At 69.9% G+C, this 24872-nt stretch carries 22 protein-coding genes; 11 read left to right on the top strand and 11 right to left on the bottom strand.

Going from position 1 to position 24872, the window contains the following annotated elements:
* Position 1: 1 nt before the first annotated feature.
* Together HWY45_RS18615 and HWY45_RS18610 are read right to left on the bottom strand one after the other, a co-directional pair.
* Positions 2–3223: an efflux RND transporter permease subunit gene (locus tag HWY45_RS18615; protein ID WP_059881811.1), complete on the bottom strand. Its 3222-nt coding sequence runs from the start codon at positions 3221–3223 to the stop codon at positions 2–4.
* Positions 3220–4338: an efflux RND transporter periplasmic adaptor subunit gene (locus HWY45_RS18610; protein ID WP_059801448.1), complete on the bottom strand. Its 1119-nt coding sequence runs from the start codon at positions 4336–4338 to the stop codon at positions 3220–3222. Before HWY45_RS18610 ends, HWY45_RS18615 begins: the two co-directional genes overlap by 4 nt.
* Before the next feature lie 180 nt (positions 4339–4518).
* Here HWY45_RS18610 and HWY45_RS18605 point away from each other — a divergent pair, with 180 nt between their 5' ends.
* Positions 4519–5139: a TetR/AcrR family transcriptional regulator gene (locus HWY45_RS18605; protein WP_059801450.1), complete on the top strand. Its 621-nt coding sequence runs from the start codon at positions 4519–4521 to the stop codon at positions 5137–5139.
* Between the two features lies 1 nt (position 5140).
* Here HWY45_RS18605 and HWY45_RS18600 read toward each other — a convergent pair whose 3' ends face one another.
* Positions 5141–6874 (bottom strand): ClcB-like voltage-gated chloride channel protein, encoded by a 1734-nt coding sequence (locus HWY45_RS18600; protein ID WP_196481497.1) that lies wholly within the window; start codon positions 6872–6874, stop codon positions 5141–5143.
* 103 nt (positions 6875–6977) lie between these two features.
* Positions 6978–8051, bottom strand: coding sequence for a YeiH family protein (locus tag HWY45_RS18595; RefSeq protein WP_081063315.1), 1074 nt, complete (start codon positions 8049–8051; stop codon positions 6978–6980).
* A 113-nt stretch (positions 8052–8164) separates the two neighbouring features.
* Between HWY45_RS18595 and HWY45_RS18590 the strand changes: the two genes are divergently transcribed.
* Positions 8165–9079 carry a LysR family transcriptional regulator gene (locus HWY45_RS18590; protein WP_059801455.1) on the top strand — a complete coding sequence of 305 codons (915 nt, stop codon included), beginning with the start codon at positions 8165–8167 and terminating at the stop codon, positions 9077–9079.
* Between the two features lie 30 nt (positions 9080–9109).
* Here the strand turns inward: HWY45_RS18590 and HWY45_RS18585 are convergent, their stop codons facing one another.
* The 6 genes from HWY45_RS18585 to HWY45_RS18560 form a co-directional block, all read right to left on the bottom strand.
* Entirely contained in the window at positions 9110–10606 is a 1497-nt protein-coding gene (locus tag HWY45_RS18585) for a GMC family oxidoreductase (RefSeq protein ID WP_059881817.1), read from the bottom strand.
* 37 nt (positions 10607–10643) lie between these two features.
* Positions 10644–12131, bottom strand: coding sequence for a hypothetical protein (locus HWY45_RS18580; protein WP_059881819.1), 1488 nt, complete (start codon positions 12129–12131; stop codon positions 10644–10646).
* A gap of 10 nt (positions 12132–12141) precedes the next feature.
* Positions 12142–13137 carry a TenA family protein gene (locus HWY45_RS18575; RefSeq protein WP_230942059.1) on the bottom strand — a complete coding sequence of 332 codons (996 nt, stop codon included), beginning with the start codon at positions 13135–13137 and terminating at the stop codon, positions 12142–12144.
* 10 nt (positions 13138–13147) lie between these two features.
* Entirely contained in the window at positions 13148–14113 is a 966-nt protein-coding gene (locus tag HWY45_RS18570; RefSeq protein ID WP_059881820.1) for a heme oxygenase-like domain-containing protein, read from the bottom strand.
* Between the two features lie 76 nt (positions 14114–14189).
* Positions 14190–14369, bottom strand: coding sequence for a hypothetical protein (locus tag HWY45_RS18565; protein WP_017332138.1), 180 nt, complete (start codon positions 14367–14369; stop codon positions 14190–14192).
* 144 nt (positions 14370–14513) lie between these two features.
* Positions 14514–14720, bottom strand: a complete 207-nt coding sequence (locus tag HWY45_RS18560) for a hypothetical protein (protein ID WP_124483233.1) — start codon at positions 14718–14720, stop codon at positions 14514–14516.
* A gap of 349 nt (positions 14721–15069) precedes the next feature.
* Between HWY45_RS18560 and HWY45_RS18555 the strand changes: the two genes are divergently transcribed.
* The 9 genes from HWY45_RS18555 to HWY45_RS18515 all read left to right on the top strand — a co-directional run bounded on the left by HWY45_RS18555 (position 15070) and on the right by HWY45_RS18515 (position 24332).
* The gene (locus HWY45_RS18555; RefSeq protein ID WP_059881823.1) at positions 15070–16077 is read left to right on the top strand and encodes an iron-containing redox enzyme family protein; all 1008 of its coding nucleotides are present in this window, start codon (positions 15070–15072) and stop codon (positions 16075–16077) included.
* Complete coding sequence (locus HWY45_RS18550; RefSeq protein ID WP_059881825.1) at positions 16074–17267, top strand: cysteine desulfurase family protein; 1194 nt, start codon at positions 16074–16076, stop codon at positions 17265–17267. The genes HWY45_RS18555 and HWY45_RS18550 overlap by 4 nt, the downstream gene beginning before the upstream one ends.
* 138 nt (positions 17268–17405) lie before the next feature.
* Positions 17406–18170 (top strand): TIM barrel protein, encoded by a 765-nt coding sequence (locus tag HWY45_RS18545; RefSeq protein WP_059561877.1) that lies wholly within the window; start codon positions 17406–17408, stop codon positions 18168–18170.
* Between the two features lie 44 nt (positions 18171–18214).
* Positions 18215–19207 (top strand): sugar kinase, encoded by a 993-nt coding sequence (locus HWY45_RS18540; RefSeq protein ID WP_059881827.1) that lies wholly within the window; start codon positions 18215–18217, stop codon positions 19205–19207.
* Between the two features lie 307 nt (positions 19208–19514).
* Positions 19515–20795: an MFS transporter gene (locus HWY45_RS18535; RefSeq protein ID WP_059801471.1), complete on the top strand. Its 1281-nt coding sequence runs from the start codon at positions 19515–19517 to the stop codon at positions 20793–20795.
* A gap of 4 nt (positions 20796–20799) precedes the next feature.
* Entirely contained in the window at positions 20800–21774 is a 975-nt protein-coding gene (locus tag HWY45_RS18530; RefSeq protein ID WP_059881875.1) for an NAD(P)-dependent oxidoreductase, read from the top strand.
* Positions 21775–22069: 295 nt separating this feature from the next.
* Positions 22070–23113, top strand: coding sequence for a LacI family DNA-binding transcriptional regulator (locus HWY45_RS18525; protein ID WP_059881829.1), 1044 nt, complete (start codon positions 22070–22072; stop codon positions 23111–23113).
* A gap of 54 nt (positions 23114–23167) precedes the next feature.
* The gene (locus HWY45_RS18520) at positions 23168–23956 is read left to right on the top strand and encodes a YhfC family glutamic-type intramembrane protease (RefSeq protein WP_059881831.1); all 789 of its coding nucleotides are present in this window, start codon (positions 23168–23170) and stop codon (positions 23954–23956) included.
* Positions 23957–23969: 13 nt separating this feature from the next.
* A complete protein-coding gene (locus HWY45_RS18515) occupies positions 23970–24332 on the top strand; it encodes a DUF3022 domain-containing protein (RefSeq protein WP_059561860.1) in 363 nt (120 codons plus the stop codon).
* A 39-nt stretch (positions 24333–24371) separates the two neighbouring features.
* Here HWY45_RS18515 and HWY45_RS18510 read toward each other — a convergent pair whose 3' ends face one another.
* Entirely contained in the window at positions 24372–24806 is a 435-nt protein-coding gene (locus HWY45_RS18510) for a PGDYG domain-containing protein (protein ID WP_059561855.1), read from the bottom strand.
* Positions 24807–24872 lie beyond the last annotated feature (66 nt).

The following is a 24872-nucleotide window of genomic DNA, read 5'->3' as shown; positions in this document are numbered from 1 at the left end:
ATCAGGCTCCCGACGGCGTGGCGGGCGGCGTGCTGCCGCCGGACGGGCCGACAGACGGGCCGCCCGGCGGATCGCGCTCGTCGTTCTTCACGCGGAACCACGCGGCGTACAGCGCCGGCAGGTAGAACAGGGTCAGCATGGTCGCGCTGGTGATGCCGCCCATCAGCGCGGTGGCCATCGGCCCGAAGAAGTTCGAGCGCAGCAGCGGGATCAGCGCGAGCACCGCGGCGGCGGCCGTCAGCGCGATCGGCCGGAAGCGCCGCACGGTCGCGCCGACGATCGCGTCGAAGCGGCCGTGGCCGGCCGCGATGTCCTGCTCGATCTGGTCGACGAGGATCACCGAGTTGCGCATGATGATCCCGAACATCGCGATCACGCCGAGCATCGCGACGAAGCCGAACGGCTGGCCGAACAGCAGCAGCGTCGACACCACGCCGATTAGCCCGAGCGGCGCGGTCAGCACGACCATCAGCACGCGCGAGAAGCTCTGCAGCTGGATCATCAGCAGCGTGAACACCGCGATCGCCATCAGCGGCATCTGCGCGTTGATCGACTTCTGCGCCTTCGCGCTTTCCTCGACCGAGCCGCCGATGTTGATCTGGTAGCCGACCGGCAACTGCGCGCGCAGCGCATTCAGCTTGCCGTCGATCGTGTGCGTGACGTCGATGCCCTGCGCGCCGGCGTGCACGTCCGACTGCACGGTGATGGTGGGCTGGCGGTCGCGATCCCAGATCACGCCGTATTCGAGCGCCGGCGTGAAGCGGCCGAGCGAGCCGAGCGGCACGGGGCCGTTCGGCGTCGGCAGCGCGAGGCCCGCGAGCTTCGCCGGATCGACGCGGTCGGCCTGCGGCGCGCGCAGGTCGACCGCGATCAGCTTGTCGCGCTCGCGGTATTGCGTGACCGTCGTGCCCGTCAGCGTCATCGCGAGGAAGCTCGACACGTCCTGCGACGTGACGTTCAGCGCGCGCGCCTTCTTCTGGTCGAGCTCGAAGCGCACCGAGCGCTCGGCCGGCTCGTCCCAGTCGAACTGCACGTTCACCGTGCGCGCGTCGCCGCGCACCGTCGCCGCGACCTTCTCGGCGATGCCGCGCACGGTCGCGATGTCGTCGCCGCTGACGCGGAACTGCACCGGATAGCCGACCGGCGGCCCGTTCTCGAGCCGCGACAGCCGCCAGCGCACGGCCGGGAAGCGGTCGCGCAGCGCGGTTTCGAGCCAGCGCGCGAGCTTCTCGCGATCCTCGACCGATTTCGCGGTGATCACGAACTGCGCGAAGTTCGGCAGCTGCAGCTGCTGGTCGAGCGGCAGGTAGAAGCGCGGCGCGCCGCTGCCGACGAAATTGACCGCGTGGTCGATCTCGGGGCGGTTCGCGATCGCCTGCTCGAGGCGCTCGGTCTCGCGCAGCGTCGCCGCGAACGACGCGCCTTCGGGCAGGCGCAGGTCGACCAGCAGCTCGGGGCGGTCGGAGCTCGGGAAGAACTGCTGCGGCACGAGCGAGAAGCCCATCAGCGACACGACGAACAGCGCGCCGGTGATCGCCAGCACGACGAAGCGCCGCTCGATGCACCAGTGGATCCAGCCGCGCAGCCGCGTGTAGAAGCGGGTGTCGTAGATGTCGTGCTCGTGGTCGTCGGGCAGGTGCGCCTCATGCGCGGCACGCTTGCGCTCCGGCAGCATGTGGAAGCCGAGCAGCGGGATCAGCACGACGGCCGCGAACCACGACGCGATCAGCGCGATCGCCGACACCTCGAAGATCGAGCGCGTGTACTCGCCGGTGCTCGATTTCGCGAGCGCGATCGGCAGGAAGCCGGACACCGTGACGAGCGTGCCGGTCAGCATCGGGAATGCGGTGCTGGTGTATGCGAATGCGGCGGCGCGCGCGCGGCTGAAGCCCTGTTCGAGCTTCACGGCCATCATCTCGACCGCGATGATCGCGTCGTCGACGAGCAGGCCGAGCGCGAGCACCAGCGTGCCGAGCGACACCTTGTGCAGGCCGATGCCGAACAGGTACATGAAGAGGGCGGTGACGGCGAGCACGACCGGGATCGAGATCACGACGACCATCCCGGTGCGCAGGCCGAGCGACACGAGGCTGACGACCAGCACGATCGCCACCGCTTCGGCGACCGCCTCGAGGAAGTCGTCGACCGAATGCGCCACCGCGTCCGGCATGCTCGACACCTCGGTCAGCTTCAGGCCGGCGGGCAACTGCGCCTGCAGCGCCGCCGACTGCGCGTCGAGCGCCTTGCCGAGCCGGATCACGTCGCCGCCGGGCTGCATCGTGATGCCGATGCCGAGCACGGCCTTGCTGGGCGGAGCCTTGCCGGCGGCGTTCCGGCCGTCCGCGCCTGCGCCGGCCGCGCCGATGCCGACCGTACGCATCTGGGTCACGGCCGGATCGTCGTAGCCGCGCCGGACCGTCGCCAGATCGCCGAGCCGGAACGTGCGGCCATTGATGCGCAGCAGCGTGTCGGCGATCGCGTCGACCTTGTCGAACTGGCCGCTCGGCCGCACGAACACGCGGTCGTCGAGGGTCGTCAGCACGCCGGCGGATGCCACACTGTTCTGCTCGTTCAGCGCCTGGCCGAGCTGCTGCGGCGAAATGCCGAGCCGCGTGAGCTGCGCGTTGTTGACCTCGATGAAGATCCGCTGCGTCGGATCGCCGAAATAGTCGACCTTGCCGACGCCCGGCACGCGCAGCAGCACGGTGCGCAGCTGGTCCGCATAGTCGTGCAGCTGCGCGGGCGAGAAGCCGTCGCCTTCGAGCGTGTAGATGTTGGTGTAGACGTCGCCGAACTCGTCGTTGAAGAACGGGCCCTGCACGCCGGGCGGCAGCGTGTAGCCGATGTCGCCGACCTTCTTGCGGATCTGGTACCACGTCTCGGGCACGTCCCGGACGGGCGCCGAATCCTTCATCGTGAAGAAAATCAGCGATTCGCCGGGGCGCGAGTAGCTGCGCAGGTAGTCGATCGCAGGGGTTTCCTGCAGCTTGCGGCCGATCCGGTCGGTGACCTGCTCCTGAACCTGGCGCGCGGTCGCGCCGGGCCACAGCGTGCGGATCACCATCACGCGGAACGTGAACGGCGGATCCTCGGATTGCGCGAGGCGGGTGTAAGCGAGGATGCCCGCGAGCGTCGCGAGCGCGATCAGGTAGACGACGAGCGCCTGGTGGCGCAGCGCCCATGCGGACAGGTTGAAGCGGCCTTCTTCGCGAAACGAACTCATGACGCGAAGTCCTCCGGATGCAGCGGCGCGATCGCGCGGACCTTCTCGCCCGCGCTGACCGTGTGCACGCCCTGCAGCACGACGCGCTCGCCCGGCTGCAGCCCGTGCGACACGGTGACGGTGCGCTCGTTGAAGCGCGCGACGTCGACGCGGCGCAGCTCGAGCGTGTCGTCCTTCGCGCGCACGACCCACACGGCCGGGTGCTGGCCGTCGTGGAACAGCGCGGTCGCGGGCAGCGTGATGATTGCGGCGGCGGCAGCGGCGTCCGCGGCCGGCGCGCCGTCGAACGCGACGTCGGCGGTCATGCCGAGCCGGATCGACGGATCGGGCCGCACGAGCGACAGCTTCACGCGGTAGGTGCGGCTTTGCGGATCGGCGGCCGGCGCGATCTCGCGCACCTTCGCGGCGAATTGCCGGCCCGGCAGCGACGGCAGCGTGACGCTCGCCGCGTGGCCCGGCGCGAGCGACGCGAGCGCGGCCTCGGGCACGTCGCTGACGACGTCGACGTCGCCCGCCCACGCGAGCTGGTAGACGGGCTGGCCGGCGGACACGTTCTGGCCCGTGTCGGCCTGTTCGGCGGTGATGGTGCCGTCGTGATCGGCGACGAGCGTCGCGTAGCGGAGCTGGTTCTTCGCGAGCGCGAGCTGCTGCTGCGCCTGGTCGCGCTGCGCGAGCGCGGATGCGTAGCCATCCTCGGTCTGTTCGAGCTGCGCGGCGGCGATCAGGTTCTCGCGGGCCTGCGCGCGGTCGCGCTCGAGCTGCTGCTTCGCGAACGCGAGGCGGTGCGATGCGGCGTCGAGCTGCGCCTGTGCGCTCGCGGCATTCTTCTCGACGTCGGACGGGTCGAGCAGCGCGACGACCTGGCCGTTCTTCACGGTATCGCCGAGCCGCACCTTGCGCTCGACGATCTTGCCGGCGATGCGGAACGACAGCGGCGTCGCGTAGCGCGGCTGGATCTCGCCGGGCAGCGTGCGGGACACCGCGGCGCCGTCGGCGCGGGCCGGCTGCGCGACCACGGGGCGCGGCGCGGGTGGCGCGGATTCTTTCGGATGACAGGCGGCGAGGACGAGCGCGGCGCCGAGCAGCAGCGCGGCGCGGGAACCGGAGCGATTCACGAAACCCCCAGAGGCGATAACAGCGGAACGAAACCGGCAAGCGGCGGGCGCTTGCCTCGAACAGCGCGCGGCGGCGCGCGGGCGGACACGATCTTTCTGAAACAGTGGCGCATTCTAATACACGCCTGTATCTGAATGCAAAGATGAATTTGAAAGGTGAAAAGTGCTAGACTTCGCGCCATGAAACCACAGCGCTTGACCCGGGAGCAGAGCAAGGACCAGACGCGCGAGCGTCTGCTGAGTGCTGCGCAGGACATTTTTCTGAAGAAAGGCTTCGTCGCCGCGAGCGTCGAGGACATCACGGCCGCGGCCGGCTATACGCGCGGCGCGTTCTATTCGAATTTCCGCAGCAAGGCGGAGCTGTTGTTCGAGCTGCTCGCGCGGGATCACGCGTCGATGCAGGCGGAGTTGCGGCAGATCTTCCAGGGCGGCGGCACGCGCGAGCACATGGAGGCGACCGCGCTGGCCTATTACCGGCGGATGCATATCGACGACCGGTGCCACCTGCTGTGGGTCGAGGCGAAGCTGCAGGCGGCGCGCGACGCGAAGTTCCGCGTGCGGTTCAACCAGTTCCTGCAGGAATCGCGCACGCAGATGGCCGACATCATCCGCGCGTTCGCGGAGCATTCGGGCACGCCGCTGCGGCTGCCGGCCGAGACGCTCGCGCTCGGGCTGATGAGCCTGTGCGACGGCGTGCAGTCGTACTACACGGCCGATCCGCAGCAGGTGTCGGCCGAGGCGGCCGAGGCGGTGCTCGCGGGGTTCTTCTCGTGGGCGGTGCTGGGGCGCGCGCCGGACTGAATCAGCGCTCGCCCGTCATCCTGCGGTACGCATCGAGCAGCGACGTCTTGTAGACGACGCCCGCGAGCGTCGGCTCCGCGACGCTCTCGATCACCGGCAGGCGCTCGCCCTGGAAGCACATGAAGTGCTCGAGCGCGGTGCCGAGCGGCATGTCGGGGGTTAGCAGCGGGAACGGCGTGTGCACGTAGTGCGCGGCCGTCTTGTCGGTCGTGTCCCGCTTGTCGAGCAGGTCGGACGTGATGTCCTTCAGCGCGACCGCGCCGCGGAAGCGCCCGGCCTCGTCGGTCACGTACAGGTATTTCACCGGATATTCGAGGAACACGCGGGTCATGTCGGCGACGCTCGCGGTGAGCGGCACGACCGTCTGCGCGGGCTGGATCAGCTCGCGCATCTGCGTGGTGCGCAGCCGCAGGCGCTCCAGCGCGTCCTGGTGGTGATGCAGCGTGATCTCGTACATCGACGTCGTGCCGGTCGCGCGCGCGACGAAGTAGGCGACCACGCACGACACCATCAGCGGCAGCACGACCTGGTAGCTCAGCGTCATCTCGAAGATCATCAGGATCGCCATCAGCGGCGCCTGCGTCGCGCCCGCCATGAACGCGCCCATCCCGACCATCGCGTACGCGAAGTACGCGGACGTGTGCCCCGGCCACAGCGCTTGCATCCCGAGCCCGAACAGCGAGCCGAACACCGCGCCGACGAACAGCGTCGGCGTGAAGACCCCGCCGATCGCGCCGGAGCCTGCCGTCGCGGCGGTCGCGAGCACCTTGAACACCAGCACCGCGACGAGCGCCTGCCAGGTCCACGGCGAATGCAGGATCTGGTTCACGACGCTGTAGCCGTTGCCCCACACGGCCGGCACCCAGATCGAGATCACGCCGACGACCAGGCCGCCGAGCGCGAGCCGCACCGGCAGCGGCACGGGCAGCCGCCTGAACTGGTGCTTCGACGCGTCGAGCAGGTGCAGGAACTGCGGCGCGAGCACGCCGCACAGCAGGCCGAGCACGACGAACAGCAGCACCTCGGGGCCCGTGACGGCCGGGAACACGGGCATCTCGTACGGCGGCCGGTAGCCGGCGAACTCGCGCATCACGATGTTCGCGACGACCGACGCGACCACCATCGGCCCGAAGCTTTCCATCGCGATCGCGCCGAGCACGATTTCGGACACGAAGAACGCGCCGGCGATCGGCGCGTTGTACGCGGACGTGATGCCGGCCGCCGCGCCGCACGCGACGAGCAGGCGCAGGCGCGGCGGGTCGAAGTGCGCGAAGCGGCCGACCAGCGACGCGGCGAGCGCGGCGAGCTGCACCATCGGGCCTTCGCGGCCGATCGAGCCGCCGGTGCCGATCGTCAGCAGCGACGACACGCTGCGCCACAGGCTCTGCCGCACCGGCACGACGCCGTTGCCGAGCGCGACCGCTTCCATGTAGTCGGTCTTGCTCGTCTTCGATTCGCCGCGGTTCGCGAACAGCAGCACGCAGCCGGCCAGGAAGCCGCCCGCGGCGGGCAGCCAGAAGCGCACGTACCACGGCAGCCGCTTCGCCATCTCGACGAAGCTGCCGCTGTGGCCCGAGATCGCGCGCTGCATCAGTTCGATGCCCTCGCGGAACGCGATCGTGGCGAAAGCGCCGCCGATCCCGACGATCACCGACCAGATCAGCATCGTGTGAGCGTCCGACAGGCGGAACAGCGTCTGGGCGCGGGTGCGCAGCTTCAGCAGGAAAGAAAGCACGACTGAGCGAGGACCGTGGAAAACGACGCGAAGCATAGCACTGCGCCGCGCCCGCGGGACCTTCCCGGCGGGCGCGGCGCGCGAGGCGGCACGGGCGCGCGGCTCAGCCAAGCCAGCGCTGCACGGCCCAGGTGATGCCGTAGCCGCCGGCGATCAGCCACACGTACAGGATCAGGCCGGTGGTCAGCGCGCGGGGGCCGGCTTCGCGGATCTGCGACACGCGGGTCTCGATGCCGAGCGCCGTCATCGCCATCGTCAGCGCGAACGTGTCGAGCACGTTGAGCGTGTGCGTGAGCTCGCCCGGCAGCACGTTCAGCGAGTTGACGATCACGAAGCCGAGGAAGCCGAGCGCGAACCACGGCACCGCGATCCTGCGCTTGCCGTGCGCGCCGCCGGCCGTCGCCGTGGCCTTCGCCGAGCGGGCGAGCCACCAGCCGAGCGCGAGCAGCACCGGTACCAGCAGCATCACGCGGGTCATCTTGACGATCGTCGCGATATGCGCGACCTGCGGGCTCACGTCGCTCGCCGCGCCGACCACCTGCGCCACCTCGTGGATCGTCCCGCCGAAGAACAGGCCGAGGCCGGCCGCGTCGAGGTTCAGCCAGCCGGCGTGGTAGGCGAGCGGGTACAGGAACATCGACAGCGTGCCGAACAGCACGACGCTGCCCACCGCCATCGCGCTCTGGTGCGGCTTCGACTGCAGCGTCGATTCGAACGCGAGCACGGCGGCCGCGCCGCAGATCGCGCTGCCGGCGGCGGTCAGCAGCGCCGAATCGCGGTCGAGCTTCATCAGCTTCATGCCGGCCCAGGTGCCGATCGCGAGCGTGCTGACGACGATCAGCACCGACACCGTCAGCCCCGGCAGGCCGACCTGCGCGATTTCCTGCAGGCTCACGCGCAGCCCGAAGAACGCGACCGCGATGCGCAGCAGCTTGCGCGCCGAGAAATTCACGCCGGCAGCCCAGCTGGCCGGCATGCCGTCGCGCAGCGCATTGCCGTACAACGCGCCTGCGACGATGCCGACGATCAGCGGGGACAGGCCGAGCCCGGCGATCGCGGGCAATTCGGACAGGCTCGTCACGGCCGCGGCGAACAGCGCGACGAACAGGATGCCGTTCAACTGGCCGCGCATCGACGGCGCGGCGTGATTCAGATGAGGGGCGGGAGCAGTGGACATATGGAACCCGGATCGGATCGTCATTTCAATGCCCTAATGCTAGTTTCGTTATATCGATATGAAAAATTGTGATTTGTGACATAAACTATCCGGAAAGCCGATAATTCATCGCCATGACCCCGGATCAACTGATAACTTTCGCGGCCGTCGCCGAGCACCTGAACATCAGCCGCGCCGCGCTGGCGCTGCACCTGTCGCAGCCGGCGGTATCCGGCCAGCTGCGCCTGCTGCAGGACGAGTTCGGCGAGCCGCTGTACCAGCGCGACGGCCGCGGCATCCGCCTGACGCCGATCGGCGAGCAGCTGTCGCATTACGCGACTTCGCTGCGCGACACGTATGCGCAGGCGCGCGCGTTCCGCGATGCGGTGCGCGGGCTGGAGGCCGGCACGCTGCGGATCGGCGCGAGCACGACGCCGGCGAGCTACCTGCTGCCGTACCTGATCGCCGCGTTCCAGCCGACGGCGCCGCGCGTCGCGATCCAGACGATGAGCGGCAACACCGCCGAGGTGGTCGCCGCGCTGCCGTCGCTCGACATCGCGCTGATCGAGGGGCCGCCGGGCGAGGCGCTGCCGCCCGGCACGGCCGCGCATCGCTGGCACGAGGACGAGATCGTCGCGATCATGCCGGCCGGGCACCCGCTGGCGGCGCGCGCGGGCGGTGGCGGCCAAGGCGGCGATGGGGGCGGCGTAACGCTCGATGCGCTCGCCGCGCATCCGCTGGTGCTGCGCGAGGCCGGCTCGGGCGTGCGCCAGCTCGTCGAGCGCGCGTTCGCGAGCGCGGGCGCGCCGATGCGCGTCGCGCTCGAGATCGCGGGCGTCGAGGCGGTGAAGGAAGCGGTGCGCGCGGGCATGGGCGTCGGCTTCGTGTCGGCGATGTCGCTGCGGCACGACGATGCGGCGCTCGCGATGCGCTCGCTCGCGCCCGCGCCGCTCACGCGGCACTTCTCGATCCTCGTGCCGCACGGCGCCGCGCCGTCGCGGCTCGCCGCGCAGTTTCTGGCGATGAGCCTCGCGCAGACGCTCGGGTGACGGGCGGGGCGCCCGCCGTCACGCCCGCCGTCAAGCGTGCGCGAGCACCAGCGCGGCGCCTTTCTCGCCGATCATCAGCGCCGGCCCCTGCGTGTGCCCGGACGTGATGCGCGGCATGATCGACGCGTCGACCACCCGCAGCCCCTCGACCCCGCGCACGCGCAGCTGCGGATCGACCACCGCGTCGTGGCCGACGCCCATCCGGCAGGTGCCGACCGGGTGGCTCAGCGAGCCGGCGTTTTTCAGGATCCAGTTGCGGATCTCGCCGGGCGTGCGTACCGACGGGCCGGGCGCCTGTTCTTCGCCGCGCCACGCCGACAGCCCCGGCGCGTTGCCGAGCGAGCGCATCAGCTCGAAGCCCTGCACGCACTGCTCGAAGTCGCCCGGCGCCGACAGGAAGTTCATGTCGATCAGCGGCGCGACGGCCGGATCGGCCGAGCGCAGCGCGACGCGGCCCCGGCTCTGCAGCCGCATCATGTCGCCCGTCACCGAATAGAAGCTGCGCAGCTCGTGCTCCGACTGTCCGCACGTATAGCGCCCGCGCATCATCTCGGCCGCATTGGCGGGCTGGCCGTCGGCGTTCGCGTTTGCCCAGACGATCGCGTAACCCTCGTTGACGGGCTGGTCGAGGATCGGCTGCTTCGACGTCCAGATGCCCTGGAAGATCAGCGCATCCATCAGGTTCGCGCCGACGCCCGGCAGGTCCGCCTGCACGGGGATGCCGAGCCGCCGCAGCTGCGCGGCGTCGCCGATGCCGGAGCGCATCAGGATCTGCGGCGAGTTGATGGCGCCGGCGCACAGCACGATTTCCCGGCTGGCCGCCGCGCGCACGCGCTCGCCGCCGCGGATGTAGTACACGGCAGCCGCGCGCCGCGTGCTGCTGAATTCGATCCGCTCGACGAGCGATTCGTCGGCCAGCGTCAGGTTCGTCTGCCGCGCGAGCAGCGGCTCGACGTAGCGCTGGTAGCTCGTGACGCGCTCGAAGCGCGCGTCGATCGTCGAGCGCAGCGGCGACACGCCGGCCATCGGGCGCCCGTCGTTGTAGTTCGGGTTGAAGCGGTGGCCGAGCTGCTCGCACGCGCTCACGAACGCCTGGCCGAATGCGTTGCGCGTGGTGGTGGTCGGCTGCAGCATGCTTTCGACCTGCTCGAAGTGCGGCGCGACATCCTGGTAGCGCCAGCCGACGCAGCCGTACTGGCTCGCCCACTGGTCGAAGTCGGCGGGGGCGCCGCGCACGTAGACCATGTCGTTGTGCGCGGTGCAGCCGCCCGTCACCTTCGCGCGCCAGACGTCCATCACGCGATCGTTCATGCGCGTCTGCGGCACGCTTTTGTAGCCCCAGTGAATCGCTTCGATGCCGTACAGGCAGTTGATCTGGTTCGGGTCGCGGATCGCCGGGTAATGCGACGCGAGCGGCCCGGCCTCGAGCAGCAGCACCTTGATCGACGGATGAGCGGCGAGCCGCCCGGCGACGATGCTGCCCGCCGAACCGGAGCCGATGACGATGTAGTCGTAGTGTGCGTTCATGGGGTCCTCCTCGTGCACGTGAAGCGGCCGGGCGCCGTCAGCCGCGCGGGTCGAGCAGCCGGCCGTACGGGCCGTGCAGCACGAGCGTGGATTGCGCGCCGTAGAACCCGGCGATGCCGCTCCATGCGCGATGGTTCAGCTCGAGCAGGAACAGGATGCGGCGCATCGCGAGCGCCTGCCGTGCCGGGCCGATCGCGGCGATCCGCTCGAACATGTCGCGCGAGATGCTGTTGTGGTTCAGCGATTCGTTCAACTCCTCGTGATCGCCGGACACGCTGTGGAACGCGTCGTTGTCCTTGACCGCGGCCATCAGGCGCAGCGACATCTTCGGCGGCTCGCCGAAGATCCCCTCGACGACCATGATCGCGGCGAACGACGACACCGGGTCGGCATCGGCGAGCAGCGTGAGCGCGTCGACGAACGCGAAGTGCAGCGGCAGCGGCACGATCCGCGCGAGCTGGCCGGGCGCGACGCCGAGAGCCTCGCAGGTCGTGCTTTCGAGCGCCTCGTGGCCGTATTCCTCGCCGTAGTAGCGGAACATCATCGCGCGCAGCGGGATGCTGAGCCGCATGCTCAGCAGCGGCGCGATGATCTCGACGAAGCGCCGCGTCACGTGGTACTGCTCGATGAACGGGCCCGCGACGAGCGGCGCGTAGCCGCCGTTCAGCGCATCGACCGCGCTCACGTACGGATTCTCGCCCCAGCGGTTCAGCGTCTCGCGCGTGATCAGCTCGGTCTGCCGCATGAACTCGAGCCCGTTCGACAGCGACACGGGCGGCAGGTCCGCGCACGGCAGCCGCTGCGCGTCGTCGCCGCTCGCGGCGACGAGGCTCGACGCGACGAGCCACAGGTGCGACATCAGGTCGTGCTCGTCGTACAGCCCGGCCGTGTCGAACCGCGCATCGTGCGCCGCGCTTGCGCGGGGCGCGCCGGAGAACGCGTCGAGCATCAGGTCGACGGCCGCCAGCGTGAGCGGCACCGCGCGGCGGAAGTATTCGAACTCGATGCGCAGCAGCGCGAGATGGAAGTTGGGTTCGGCCTGCGCGTCGAACGGGTCGTCGTCCGCGTCGAACAGCGTGGGCCCGGATGCGGGCCGTTCGAGGTGCAGCCGCAGCGACGCGGCGTCGCGCGCGATCGCGTCGCGCCGCGCGGAGTCGAGCCCCGCGAGGCTCGCGGCGACCGTCTGCGCGATGCATGTGTCGATGCGCGCCGCCTGTGCCGCGAGCGCATCGGTGGCCGCGTCGCCGGCCTCGCCGATCAGCGAATGCGTATCGAGAAACGTGCCGAGCGCATGCCAGCCGGAGTCGGGCTCGCTGTCGCGCAGCGTCGACCACAGCGGCGATGCGGCGTCGGTCAGGTCGTCGAGCTGCGCGGCGATCTGATCGGCGGCGTCGGTGGCGTCGAACGCCAGCCGGTATTCGTGCGCGCCCGCGCGCAGGCTGACGAGCGCCGAGCCCGGTTCGTGGTGGATCGCGTCGACGAACAGGCGCGGCGACCGATAACGCTGAAACGTCCAGAGTTCCATGTGGCGACCCTCAATGGAAGATGCGCGGCAGCGGCGCGCTGTCGTCGGCGTAGTAGGCGAGGATGGCGTGCTCCTGGCGCACCAGCGTCTCGACCATCAGCGAGACGTTGCGTTTCGTGACCGTGCACGCCTCGGGATCGATCGCGGCGTCGAGCGCCATCAGCTGCCGCGAGATGTCCTCGTGGCGGTACGTGTCGTTCAGGTCGGCGTGCGCGCGCAGCGGCCGGTAGAACGCTTCGGGCAGGCCGAGCGCGACGCAGCGCGCGTCGAACGCGTCGATGAACGCGGGCTGCGCGCGTTCGAACAGGAACAGGCTCGCCTTGAACGACAGCGGATGCTGGCGCGCGTGCACGCCGAGCGCGGCCGCGAGCGAAAAGGTGGCGGGCAGCGGCTGGTGCTGCTCGATGACGGCCTCCGCGAGTCCCACCGCCTTCAGCGACGCCGCGAGAAACCGGTCGTGCCCGAGCTCCGATTTCAGGAAATCCTGCAGCAGCGCGCGCTCTTCGGCGCTGGCGGCCCAGCCGAGCGCGGGGCCGATCAGCCCCGGCGCCGCGCGCACGATCCAGTAATACTCGAGCGCATAGCCGATCAGTTGCCGGCGCGTCGCCTGCTGCTCGACCAGCGCGCGCAGGAACGCCGAGCGCGCGCTGCGCGCGGCCGTGCGATCCGCGATCCGGCGGATGTCGCGGTAGAGCTGCGCGCCGCTCGTCGCGGCGGCGGCGCGGCGCGGGTCCGATTCGATCAGCAGGCGCAGCGCGTTGAAATCGGCGAGCAGCGGCGGAATCTTGTCGGCGATGCGGCGCGAGCGCGCCGCCAGTTCCTGCGGCGTCAGGCCGCCCACGTGCAGGTCGCCGATCAGCCGCGCGACGTCGTTCGCCTCGTCCGGCGCGAACTGGAACGCGCACTGCCGGCCGCCGGCGCTCAGCACGGCGCCGGTATCCGTGACCTGCGAGGTGACGATGCCGCGGAATTTCGGCATCGCGGGAGCCGCTAGCGTGCTGTCCATGATGGTCGCCTCACAGGTCGGACACGCGCCGCAGCAGCGGCGCATCGGAGGTGTAGTAGCGCCAGACGGCCGTGTAGAAATCGTCGTAGAGCTCGACGAACAGCCGCAGCTGGGCCTTCACGCGCGCGACGGTGGCGGCGTCGAGCACCGGGATGTCCTGGAAGATCGCGCGCGTCAGGCTGCCGTGCGCGGCGTTGAGGTTGATGTTCGCGTGCGTCTTGAGCGGGCCGACGAGCCCGTCGGGGAGTTGCGCGCGCTCGCACGCCTGGATGAAGCTGTCGTGCTGCAGGCCCTGGCCTTCGAGCAGGCCGAGCGTGGTGAAGAAGAACAGCGGATCGCTGTGCGACCAGTACGCGAGCGCGTTGCACAGCCCCATCGTCTCGGGCAGCGGGATCGCATCGAGCATGTCGGCGCGGGTGAGCCCCGCGAAATTCAGCGCGCGCAGCAGGATCTCGTCGTGCCCGTACTCCTCGGAAAAGAAGCGGTTGAGCGTGAGCCGCACCGGCGTGCTCGGCACGTAGGACAGCACGGGCGCATCGAAATAGCTTTCGCGGAACAGGAAGTGCCAGTTCTCGATCACCATGCCGATCGCGAGCCGTTCGGGCAGGTCGCCCGGCGCCCGCGTGTCGAGGCACGCGCGCCAGAACGGATTGCGGTACAGCGTCTGCTCGGCGTACTGCTCGACGAGATCCTCGATCTCGAGGATCACTTCCGAGCCGGGGCGGCTCGCGACCGGCGCGTCGTCGTCGATCAGGCCGGCCTCGTCGAGCGAGCCGACCAGTTCGTCGAGCAGCGCGCGCGGCAGGTCGGGCTCGTCGCGCGCGATCTCGTCGAGATCGTGGCGGCCGTCGAACTGGTCGAGCGTGCGCGCGAGCGCGACGGCGGCGTGCGGGCTGCCGGGCAGCGCGTCGACGTGCCGCAGCGCGACGGGCGCCACCAGCCGCGGGCGTGGCGCCGGCGATTCGATCCGTTCCATGATGACACTCCCGAAGAGGGCGCGCGGGGCGGGCGCGCGGCTCGCCCCGCAACAGGCTGAACCGGTGCCGCGGCGATTACAGGTGGATCGCGATCAGCGTCGGCGTGCCGTCGGGCTTGTTCACGGTGACAAGATAGTGCTTGCCGCCGAGCGTGCCCGTATTGATGTAGAGATCCACCTTGTGGCCGTCGAACACGTTCTTGCCCGTTTCGGCGTTTTTCACTTCATGAACCGTTGCCTGCTGCGTATTTGCCATGTCGATCACCGTTTTGAAAATGAAAGGGCGTCCGGCCTGATTCGAATAATCGGGCTGGGGGATTTGCGGAGAAATCTGGAACGAAATAAAAATGTCGGTCTTGTTTCCTTTTATCCGTTGTGCGGATGATTCATGGGCGGATATTCACCCGCACATGGTCATGAACGCGGCGCGGGCGGAAAGCGGCAGGCCGTCCGCCTGCTTCGCGATCGCCACCTTCAGATCGGCGCCGCCGACGATCAGCGCGTGGCGATCGGCGCCGGCGCGCGGGTCGACGGTGTGCAGCGCGTCGACTTCCTTGACGGCGACCTTGGTGCCTCGCGGCACGATGACAGTAAGCGGTTCACTCATAGCAACCTCCGACGATGGAAAAGGGCGCAAGCGCCCGGCCGCCATTAGCGCGGCACGCAGCCATGCCGCGGCCATGCGGCACCGGAGCGGCGGCATCTCCGATCTTCAAATGCGGTGGAGTGATTCGATGGAATGGAGCCCCGATTTATTTTCTTGGAAAAGAGAACGTTATTTTAAGCATTTGCGGATTTCTTGAATTACAGGAATCCTGGGGATAATCTAGTACAACGTTTGCGCGATTCAAGATCGATTTAATGGCATGTGCGATTGTTTTCCGTGGATCACCGCGCGCGGCGATCGTTTCGGAAAACGAATCGGTGGACGCTCGAAAGAACCAGGAGACGGGGACATGGGCGAGACGACGGAAACCGGCGAGCGGCCGCGGCTGCGGCATTGCACGCTCGTGGCGCTGGCCGGCGAGCGGCTGGCGATGATCGTGGGCGACGAGCGCTTCGAGCTCGAGCAGGTGCAGGGCACGCGCGACGCGTTTCTGCGCATGAAGCGCTACCTGGACGGGCGGCACACGCTCGAGGACATCGCGCAGCGCTCGGACGTGTCGTATGGCAGCGTACGGACGATCGTCGGGCAACTGGGCGAGCTCGGCCTGCTGCGCCGCGAACGGCCGGCCGCGACGATTGCCGTGGCGGATTTCCTCGAGCGGGTGAACCGCAGCACCCGGATGTGGCGCGCGCAGATCGGCTATCACCGGCTGTTCGGCATGCTCGAGCGCGGCGAGGCCAGCCGCGACCTGATCGCCGGCCTGCTGCTCGAGACGTATCACTTCGTGCGGCTCGCGCCGCGCCACATCGGCGCCGCGATAGCGCACTGCCGCGAGCAGGCGACGGCCGAGCTGCTGTGCGGCTACCTGGCCGACGAGTATGCGCATCACGGGCTGATCGCCGCGTCGGTCGAGAAGCTCGGCATCCCGCGCGAGCAGATCCGCGACGCGCATCCCGTGATCGGCACGCTGTCGCTCGTCAACATGCTGTGCGAGGTCGGCCGCGCGTCGTCGCTCGGCTACCTGTGCTGCCTGAAGCTGATCGAGGCGAGCCCGGACGAGGAGGCCGGCGCGCGCGGCGCGTGGCGCGAGATCGCGCGCACGGCCGGGCTCGACGCGGACGTGTTCGACGGGCTGATGCGCCACATGCGGATCGACGTCGGCGCCGGCCATGCGGGCCTGCTGGAGCAGGCGCTCGCGCGCACGCAACACGTGCCGGCCGACGCCGCGCACCTGGCGATCAACCATATGCACGACGTCAAGCACGCGTTCGACCAGTTCCACGACCAGGTGATCCAGTACTACACGGACATGTCGAATTACGTGCCGCGGCTGAAGGTCGACTTCTTCTCGCTATGAGCAGAGCCGACGCGGCAAGGCCGGGCGCCGGCGAGCGGTTCGTCTACCTCGACTTCAATGCGCGCACGCCGGTCGCGCCGGAAGTGATCGACGCGATGGCGCCTTACTGGCGCGACGTGTACGGCAATCCGTCGGCATCGCACCGGCAGGGGCGGCTCGCGCGCGACGCGCTCGACGGTGCGCGGGCGGCCGTCGCGGCGCTGGTCGGCGTCACGCCCGAGTGGATCGTGTTCACGAGCGGCGCGACCGAAGCGAACAACCTGGCGCTCGCCGGCTTCGCGTGGTCGGACGCCGCGCGCGCGGGGCCCGCGCGGCGGATGATCGTGAGCGCGGTCGAGCATCCGTCGATCCAGTACGCGGCGGCCGCGTTGCGCACGCACGGGTGGGACGTCGCGACCGTGCCGGTGGACGGGTACGGCACGCTGCGCATCGACGCGTTCGATGCATGCCTGACGCCGCAGACGCGGCTCGTGTCGCTCGCGCACGCGAACAACGAAACGGGCGTCGTGCAGCCGCTGGGCGTGTTCGCCGCGCGCAGCCGCGCATGCGGCGCGCGGGTGCATACCGACGCGTCGCAAAGCATCGGCAAGGTGCCGGTCGACGTGCACGCGCTCGGCGTCGACATGCTGACGCTGTCGGGGCACAAGTTCTACGGCCCGCCCGGCGTCGGCGCGCTGGTGCGCGATCCGGCGCTGCCGCTCGTGCCGCTGCTGCACGGCGTGCCGAAGGAGTTCGGGCTGCGCCCCGGCACGGAAAGCGTGCCGCTGATCGTCGGCCTCGGCGCGGCGGCGCGGCTCGCGGATACGCAATTGTCGCGGCGCGCGCAGGCGATGCGCGCGGCGCGCGACCGCCTGGCGCGCGCGCTGTTCGAGTGCGTGCCGGGCCTGCTGCTGAACGGCTCGCCGGACGCGCGCCTGCCGAACACCCTGAACGTGTCCTTTCCCGGCTGCAACGCGCGCGCGTTGCTGGCCGCGCTCGACGACCGGCTCGCCGCGTCGGCCGGGCCCGCGCGCGTCGTCGGCGGCATGGCGGGCGAGAGCGCCGTCGCGGCGATGGGGGGCGATGCCGCGCGTGTCGCCGGCGCGGTGCGGCTGTCGGTCGGCGTCGAGACGACCGACGACGACATCGACTGGGCAGTGCGGTGCCTGCACGGCGCGTGGCTCGACGAGATCGGCCGCCACGCGTCCTGATGCAGCCCGGTTGCCTCGCGGCGAACCCTGGCCGGCCGATTCCTAGGGATTTCCACTATGGCGCCGGCCCACCCCGAGGCGCACCATCCGTCTCACATTGATGGAACCGGTTCCAATTCCGGCAATAGAAGGGCAAACATGGCAGACATCGTGATCGTGGCGAGCGCATTCGGGATGGACCGGGTGCGACAGGAGGGCCACCGGGCATTCGTCGCGACCGCCGCGCAGGCGGGCGCAGCCGGCTTCGAGGTGCGGCGCGAGCTGTTCGCGTCCGACGCGGACGCGGCACGCGACGCGCTGGCCGCACTGGGCGCGCACCTGGCGGCGCACGGCATCTGGTCGGTGTATTCGACGCCCGCGACGCTGTACACCGAAACCGGCGCGCTCGACGCCGACGCGCTGCGCGACGCGCTCGCCGAAGCCGACGCGCTCGGCGCGCGCTTCGTGAAATTCCAGCTCGGCGGCTTTGCCGGCGACGCGCATGCGGCCGACATCGTCGCGCTGTCCCGCGACGCCCGCGCCCGCGTGGTGGTCGAGAACGGCCAACTGGCGGTGGGCGGCGCGTTCGCGCAGTTCCGCGACCTGTTCGCGGCGCTCGCCGCGGCCGGCGCGCCGCGCGCGCTCGGCATGACGTTCGACATCGGCAACTGGCAATGGCCGGGCGAAGCGCCGCTCGCGTGCGCGCAGGCACTTGCGCCGCATGTCGAATACATTCATTGCAAGGCCGTCGAAGGCGAGGGCGCGCGCCGTTTCGCGGCCGCGCCGGCGCCGCACGACCCGCTCGTCGCCGCGGTGCTGGCGGCGCTGCCGCGGGACGTGCCGCGCGGCATCGAGTTTCCGTTCGATGCCGCCGATCTGGCCGGCGATGCGCGTCGGCGCGTGGCGTGGCTCGAGGCCGCATAACGCACGAACGGCCGTACGCAAGAAGGATCCGGAGGAAACCACCCATGCAGCAACCCCTCGATGTCGTCACCTACGGCGAAGCGATGGCGATGTTCGTCGCCGCCGAGCCCGGCCACCTCGCGCATGCGTCGCAATTCACGAAGCGGATCGCGGGCGCCGACCTGAACGTCGCGATCGGCCTGTCCCGGCTCGGCTTTCGGGTCGGCTACCTGAGCCGCGTCGGCCGCGATTCGTTCGGCGGCTACGTGCTCGACACACTGGCGCGCGAAGGCATCGACGCGTCGTGCGTGACGGTAGACGAACGTTATCCGACCGGCTTCCAGCTGAAGTCGCGCAGCGACGACGGCAGCGATCCGACCGTCGAGTATTTCCGCAAGGGCTCGGCGGCAAGCCACCTGTCGTGCGCCGATTACGTGGCCGACTACGTGCTCGGCGCGCGCCACCTGCACCTGACGGGCGTTGCGCCGGCGATTTCCGCGTCGTCGTGCGAGCTCGCGTTTCACCTGGCCCGGGAAATGCGCGCGGCCGGCAAGACGATTTCGTTCGATCCGAACCTGCGCCCGACGCTGTGGCCGTCCGCCGACGCGATGGCGAGCACGCTGAACGCGCTCGCCGCGCTCGCCGACTGGGTGCTGCCGGGCCTGGCCGAAGGCCGGCAGCTGACCGGTCGCGACGCGCCGGCCGACATCGCGCGCTTTTATCTGGACCAGGGCGCGCGCGGCGTCGTGATCAAGCTCGGCGCGCAGGGCGCGTATTACCGGTGCGCCGACGGCCGTGAAGGCACGGTCGACGGCGAGCGTGTCGCGCGCGTCGTCGACACGGTCGGCGCCGGCGACGGCTTCGCGGTCGGCGTCGTGAGCGCGCTGCTCGAAGGCAGGCCGATGGAGCAGGCGGTCGCGCGCGGCAACCGGATCGGCGCGCTGGCGATCCAGGTGATCGGCGACTCGGAAGGCCTGCCGACGCGCACGGAGCTCGATCGTATCGAAACCGTCAGCAATCGGCCCGATCGTCTAGAGGAAACCTTCGCGGCGCAATGAGATGCCGTCCACGGCACAATCGCGAACTCATTTCGATCATTACGCACTGTTTTGCGTGGGACCGGGGCAAGCGCTAAAGCGCCAACTTCGGTCGATCGCATAGCATGGGACTGGAGTAAGTGCTAAAGCGCCAACTTCGGTCGATCGCAAAGCATGGGACCGGAGTAAGCGCTGAAGCGCCAACTTCGGTCGACCGCATAGCATGGGACTGGAGTAAGCGCTGAAGCGCCAACTCCGGTCGACCGCAAAGCATGGGACCGGAGTAAGCGCTAAAGCGCTAACTCCGGTCGACACAGGAGACACACCCATGACTGCCAATCTCGCCGCACGTCGCTGGTGGACGATCATGCCGATCGTCTTCATCACCTACAGCCTCGCCTATCTCGACCGCGCGAACTACGGGTTCGCGGCGGCGGCGGGCATCAACCAGGATCTCGGCATCAGCAAGGGCCTGTCGTCGCTGATCGGCGCGCTGTTCTTCCTCGGCTACTTCTTCTTCCAGATCCCCGGCGCGATCTACGCGGAACGGCGCAGCGTCAAGAAGCTGGTGTTCGTCAGCCTCATCCTGTGGGGCGCATGCGCGGCGCTCACGGGCGTGGTCAGCAACATCCCTTCGCTGATGGCGATCCGCTTCGTGCTAGGCGTCGTCGAGGCGGCCGTGATGCCGGCGATGCTGATCTACATCAGCAACTGGTTCACGAAGAACGAGCGCTCGCGCGCGAACACGTTCCTGATCCTCGGCAACCCGGTCACGGTGCTGTGGATGTCGGTCGTGTCGGGCTACCTGGTGCATGAATTCGGCTGGCGCCACATGTTCGTCGCCGAGGGCGTGCCGGCGATCCTGTGGGCCGTGTGCTGGTGGTTCCTGGTGCAGGACAAGCCCGCGCAGGCCACCTGGCTCACCGCGCAGGAAAAGCGCGACCTCGACGCGGCGCTCGCGGCCGAGCAGGCGGCGATCAAGCCGATGCGCAACTACGGCGAGGCGTTCCGCTCGCCGGCCGTGATCAAGCTGTGCGCGCAGTACTTCTGCTGGAGCATCGGCGTGTACGGCTTCGTGCTGTGGCTGCCGTCGATCGTGAAGAACGGCTCCGCGCTCGGCATGGTCGCGACCGGCTGGCTGTCCGCGCTGCCGTACCTGGCCGCGACGATCGCGATGCTCGCCGCGTCGTGGGCGTCCGACAAGGTCGGCTCGCGCCGCGGCTTCGTGTGGCCGTTCCTGCTGATCGGCGCGGCCGCGTTCGCGGCGTCGTATGCGCTCGGCTCGAGCCACTTCTGGATCTCGTATGCGCTGCTGGTGGTCGCAGGCGCCGCGATGTACGCGCCGTACGGGCCGTTCTTCGCGATCGTTCCGGAACTGCTGCCGAAGAACGTCGCCGGCGGCGCGATGGCGCTGATCAACAGCATGGGCGCGCTCGGCTCGTTCGTCGGCTCGTATTTCGTCGGCTACCTGAACGGCGCGACCGGCTCGCCCGTCGCGTCGTACGCGTTCATGAGCGCCGCGCTGGTCGCCGCGGTGATCCTCACGCTGTCCGTCAAACCCCAGGCGCGCGATGCACACCCGCTCGCCGCGCCGCTGCAAGGAAAATGAATCGATGAAGCCCCGTATCGTCGCCTACAAGCCGCTGCCCGATGACGTGCTCGCCTACCTGCGCGAGCATGCGGAGGTGGTGCAGGCCGACGGCGCCGCGGCGCTGGCCGACGCGCTCGCGCAGGCCGACGGCGCGATCGGCGCGAGCCTGAAGATCACGCCGGCGATGCTCGACGGCGCGCCGCGGCTGAGGGCCTGGTCGACGATCTCGGTCGGCTACGACAACTTCGACGTGGCGGACCTGACCCGGCGCGGCATCGTGCTCGCGCACACGCCGGACGTGCTGACCGAATCGACGGCCGACACGGTGTTCTCGCTGATCCTCGCGTCGGCGCGGCGCGTCGTCGAACTGGCGGAGTGGGTGAAGGCCGGCCGCTGGCAGCGCAGCATCGGCCCGGACCTGTACGGCACCGACGTGCAGGGCAAGACGATCGGCATCGTCGGGCTCGGGCGGATCGGCGCGGCGGTCGCGCGGCGCGCGGCGCTCGGGTTCCGGATGCGGGTGCTGTACACGAACCGCTCCGCGCAGCCGGACGCCGAGGCGCAGTTCGGCGCGCAGCGCGTCGCGCTCGACCAGCTGCTCGCCGAAGCCGATTTCGTCTGCCTGCAGGTGCCGCTGGCGCCGGAAACGCGCCACCTGATCGGCGCGGCCGAACTCGCCAAAATGAAGCGCGGCGCGATCCTGATCAATGCGTCGCGCGGCCCGGTGGTGGACGAGGCGGCGCTGATCGACGCGCTGCGCGTGGGCACGATCCGCGGCGCGGGCCTCGACGTGTTCGAGCAGGAACCGCTCGCGGCCGATTCGCCGCTGCTGCGGATGAGCAACGTGGTCGCGCTGCCGCACATCGGCTCGGCGACGCACGAAACGCGCCACGCGATGGCCCGCTGCGCGGCGGAGAACCTGGTCGGCGCGCTGGCCGGCACGCTGCGCGCGAACCTGGTCAATCCGGACGCGCTTGCGCCCGCGCGCGCGGGCTGATTGCACCGGCGGGCGAGGTGCGGCCCGGCGTCTGCGCGGAAACCGCACGGCGCCCGCCCATGGGTTAGAGTCGATGATCTTGGTGCGGGGCCATCGGCTGCGTTATGATCGCCCGCTCGTCGCGTCGAAAGCGGGGCCGTAGCCCCCCGCGTCGCGCGGCCCGAGTCCGTGCGGGGGCCGGCGCCGAAGCGCCTGCCCCGATCGACAGGAGAGTCCGCCAGTTGGCTTTCGTATCCAACAACAAACGTCCGCCCGTGCGCATCGCGGCGCGGATTGCACGTCGCGAGGCACGACAGTGACCGATTCGCAACCCACCAGCCCGCGTCCCGCGACGATCAGCGACGTCGCCCGCGAGGCCGGTACCGGCAAGACCAGCGTATCGCGCTATCTCAACGGCGAGACGAACGTGTTGTCCGCGGATCTGCGCCAGCGGATCGAAGCGGCCATCGCGCGGCTGAACTACCGGCCGAACCAGATGGCGCGCGGCCTCAAGCGCGGCCGCAACCGGCTGCTCGGCATGCTCGCGGCCGACCTGACCAATCCCTATACCGTCGAGGTGCTGCAGGGCGTCGAGGCCGCGTGCCACGCGCTCGGCTACATGCCGCTCATCTGCCACGCGGCCAACGAGGTCGAGATGGAGCGCCGCTTCCTGCAGCTGCTCACCACGTACCGCGTCGAAGGGCTGATCGTCAACGCGCTCGGCGCCGAGGAGGACGTGCTGCGCCCGCTGCGCGGCGGCGGGATTCCGGCGGTGCTGGTCGACCGGACGGTCGAGGGCTTCGACGCCGACCTGATCGGCCTCGACAACGGCAACGCGGTCGAGACGGTCGTGCGGCACCTGATCGAACGCGGCTTCGACGCGATCCATTTCGTCGTGCAGCCGTTCGAGCGCGTCAGCTCGCGGCGCCAGCGCGAGGCGGCGTTCCGCGCGACGCTGGCGGCGCACGGGCGGCAGGCGCCGCCTGCCGTCGTGCTCGACCTGAATGCGGCCGATGCGGTGGCCGCCGCGCTTGCCGAGCTCGATACGCGCATCGACGCGGCCGCGCTGCGCGGCACGCGCGCGGCGCTGTTCGCGGCGAACGCGCCGGTCGCGCTCGCGATCGCGCGGCACCTGCGCGCGCGTTTCGGCGCGGCGTGGCAGGCGCACGCCGCGCTCGTGTCGATCGACGATCCGGAGTGGGCCGAGCTGATCGGCATCACCGCGATCCGCCAGCCGACCTACGAAATCGGCTACAAGGCCGTCGAATTCGTCCACGAGCGGATCGACGGCGCGGCGGGCGACGTGCGCGTCGCGCTGCTGCCGGGCGAGCTGATCGCGCGCGCATCGACCGCAAGCTGAGTATCATTCGGGGCACGCAGCGCGTCAGGTGCGCTGCCCCGAACAAGGACTTACATGATCGTTGCTCCCATCACGCTGGCGGTGCTGATCGCCGCCACGCTGATCATCGCGCTGCTGCCGCTCGCCCTTTACCGCTACCTGCGCAAGCCGCTTTCCCTCGACCGCCGCGATTCGATCGTCGGCATCGCCGTTTTCGCGCTGTTCGCGATGGTGCTCCAGCGCGCGTTTCACGGCGTGGTGCTGGGCCAGGTGTCGCCCGGCGGCTGGTTGACGCAGCCGCTCGCGTTCGTCGCGTACGGCGCGCTGTCGGCCGGCGTGTTCGAGGAGATCGGGCGCTATCTCGGGATGCGCTTGCTGAAGCGCCGCTACGGCGCATCGGCCGGCGACGGCCGCGGGATCGGCAACGGCATCGGCCACGGCGGCGCGCAGGCCTGGTTTGCCGGCGTGCTCGTGTGGGGCCAGTGGTCGTATCTCGCGTGGCTCGCGAACCACGGCCAGCTCGACGCGCAGCTCGCGGGGCTGCCGGGCGATGCCGTGCTGCGCCTGCATGTGCTGCTGTCGGCGCTGTCGGTGCAGTCCATCGCGCTGCTGCTGATCGAGCGCGGCGCGGCGTTCGCGCTGCAGGTCGCGCTGTCGGTGCTGATGTGGCGCGGCGTGCGTGCCGGCTCGCGCGGCGTGCTGCCGCTCGCGATCGCGCTGCATGCGCTCGCCGACGTGCCGGGGATGCTCTACCAGGTCCGCATGCTGCCGGGCGCGTGGGTCGAGGCGATCTATTTCGTGCTGGGCGCGGCGCTGATCGGCGTGCTGGTGAAGACCTGCCTGCCCGCGCGCGCGGCGGCCTGACGGGAGGACGGAGATGGAAGACTATCTGATCGAATGCCCGAGCGCCGAATTCGATGCGCTCGCACGCGTGATCTGCGACCTGTTCCCGGAGCAGACCCGCTTCGTCGAAAGCAGCGACGAGCGCGGCCGTTTCCTGTCCGTGCAGTGGGTCGCGATGCGCTTCGGCTCGACGCCGAAACGGATGACGCTCGACGTGCGCATCGCGCCGGCCGCGTTCGCGCGCTATCTCGCGCTGAAGCCGATGCAGCGCGCGCGCAGCCACGCGGTGCTGCATGCATATGTGGAAGCGACGCTGGGGTCGCTGGAGGAGCGTCACGCGGCGGGCGAAGCGGTGCCGCGCGACGAGGTGCTGATGCTGGACGAGGAATTCGCGTAAGCGGCTTTGCGTTGGCGCAGCCGCTGGAGCGACGCGCCGTCAGCCGGCGTCGCGGTAGACCTGCGCGAAGCGCTGCGCCTGCACGACGCCGTAGTCGCCGGGCGCGTACTGCATCACCCAGTCGCCCGCGACGCCGCGCAGCGTGTCGCCGTTCGCGGAGCGTGCGATCGTGAACGGTTCGTCCATCCGCCGGGCGAGCACCACCGCCGGCCGGTTCCGGTATGCGCCCGGCTCGCCGTGCGTGAGCGCCGGATCGGCGGGCAGGTATTTCGCGTCGAAGCGCGCGCGCGACACGACCCAGCGGTCGCCGGTCGAGCCGGTGATCAGCGCGTCGCCGGCCACGTAGCGGTTCGGGCCTTCGAGGCTCATCAGTTCGCCGTCCCCGGCCGCGAAGGCGACCGCGACGGTCTCGTCCTTGACGACGCGCCGGGCTTGCGGATCGGTGCTGAGATCGAGTTGCTTGAGTTCTAGCATGGCGAAGAAATGCGGGAAAAGCGTGGAGCTTATCCCGAAAACGGCGCGCTGGGAAATCGGCGCCGT

The sequence above is a fragment of the Burkholderia stagnalis genome, assembly GCF_902830275.1.
Taxonomy (GTDB): Bacteria; Pseudomonadota; Gammaproteobacteria; order Burkholderiales; family Burkholderiaceae; genus Burkholderia; species Burkholderia stagnalis.
Note: the sequence above shows the minus strand (reverse complement) of the source record. Positions and strands in the feature narration are given on the sequence as shown.

Bases quoted from the DNA above. Each gene is read 5' to 3' on its own strand.
- HWY45_RS18550 (WP_059881825.1), top strand. From the start codon at position 16,074: ATGAGCAGAGCCGACGCGGCAAGGCCGGGCGCCGGCGAGCGGTTCGTC.
- HWY45_RS18565 (WP_017332138.1), bottom strand. From the start codon at position 14,369: ATGGCAAATACGCAGCAGGCAACGGTTCATGAAGTGAAAAACGCCGAA.
- HWY45_RS18595 (WP_081063315.1), bottom strand. From the start codon at position 8,051: ATGTCCACTGCTCCCGCCCCTCATCTGAATCACGCCGCGCCGTCGATG.
- HWY45_RS18555 (WP_059881823.1), top strand. From the start codon at position 15,070: ATGGGCGAGACGACGGAAACCGGCGAGCGGCCGCGGCTGCGGCATTGC.
- HWY45_RS18590 (WP_059801455.1), top strand. From the start codon at position 8,165: ATGACCCCGGATCAACTGATAACTTTCGCGGCCGTCGCCGAGCACCTG.
- HWY45_RS18515 (WP_059561860.1), top strand. From the start codon at position 23,970: ATGGAAGACTATCTGATCGAATGCCCGAGCGCCGAATTCGATGCGCTC.
- HWY45_RS18520 (WP_059881831.1), top strand. From the start codon at position 23,168: ATGATCGTTGCTCCCATCACGCTGGCGGTGCTGATCGCCGCCACGCTG.
- HWY45_RS18575 (WP_230942059.1), bottom strand. From the start codon at position 13,137: ATGGACAGCACGCTAGCGGCTCCCGCGATGCCGAAATTCCGCGGCATC.
- HWY45_RS18560 (WP_124483233.1), bottom strand. From the start codon at position 14,720: ATGAGTGAACCGCTTACTGTCATCGTGCCGCGAGGCACCAAGGTCGCC.
- HWY45_RS18580 (WP_059881819.1), bottom strand. From the start codon at position 12,131: ATGGAACTCTGGACGTTTCAGCGTTATCGGTCGCCGCGCCTGTTCGTC.
- HWY45_RS18615 (WP_059881811.1), bottom strand. From the start codon at position 3,223: ATGAGTTCGTTTCGCGAAGAAGGCCGCTTCAACCTGTCCGCATGGGCG.
- HWY45_RS18510 (WP_059561855.1), bottom strand. From the start codon at position 24,806: ATGCTAGAACTCAAGCAACTCGATCTCAGCACCGATCCGCAAGCCCGG.
- HWY45_RS18540 (WP_059881827.1), top strand. From the start codon at position 18,215: ATGCAGCAACCCCTCGATGTCGTCACCTACGGCGAAGCGATGGCGATG.
- HWY45_RS18535 (WP_059801471.1), top strand. From the start codon at position 19,515: ATGACTGCCAATCTCGCCGCACGTCGCTGGTGGACGATCATGCCGATC.
- HWY45_RS18530 (WP_059881875.1), top strand. From the start codon at position 20,800: ATGAAGCCCCGTATCGTCGCCTACAAGCCGCTGCCCGATGACGTGCTC.
- HWY45_RS18605 (WP_059801450.1), top strand. From the start codon at position 4,519: ATGAAACCACAGCGCTTGACCCGGGAGCAGAGCAAGGACCAGACGCGC.
- HWY45_RS18585 (WP_059881817.1), bottom strand. From the start codon at position 10,606: ATGAACGCACACTACGACTACATCGTCATCGGCTCCGGTTCGGCGGGC.
- HWY45_RS18545 (WP_059561877.1), top strand. From the start codon at position 17,406: ATGGCAGACATCGTGATCGTGGCGAGCGCATTCGGGATGGACCGGGTG.
- HWY45_RS18570 (WP_059881820.1), bottom strand. From the start codon at position 14,113: ATGGAACGGATCGAATCGCCGGCGCCACGCCCGCGGCTGGTGGCGCCC.